Source organism: Streptomyces hilarionis, from assembly GCF_024539675.1.
Lineage (GTDB): Bacteria > Actinomycetota > Actinomycetes > Streptomycetales > Streptomycetaceae > Streptomyces > Streptomyces hilarionis.
On sequence record NZ_JAHHIT010000741.1, the window covers coordinates 1 to 267 of the forward strand.

Here is a 267-nt window from a genome sequence, read left to right on the forward strand (position 1 = left end):
GTTTATAACGACAAAAACTTTTCAACCGGAGGTGAACTATGGGGTGGAAAGATAACCTCGACGGGCAAGATAACGGCCTATGATCGCATTCAGACAAATGAATATTTGTCCCTGGGAGGCATAGCTACCGAGGGGCAACAGTGCAGTGACCGAACCCTTCTTGCAAAAAGCGCCGCGGGAATAACGTTGTCCTGCGAACAAGGCTTATGGAAAAGACCAGGTGGGTGGGAATTCCAGCTGATCCAGGGCACCTGCCAGGCGCCTGCC

General features: G+C 52.1%; 1 protein-coding gene. It reads left to right on the top strand.

The window, feature by feature from the left end:
- Positions 1-267: shufflon system plasmid conjugative transfer pilus tip adhesin PilV (pilV, locus tag KMS84_RS44610; RefSeq protein ID WP_498066986.1), on the top strand; the 267-nt coding region annotated here is incomplete at both ends.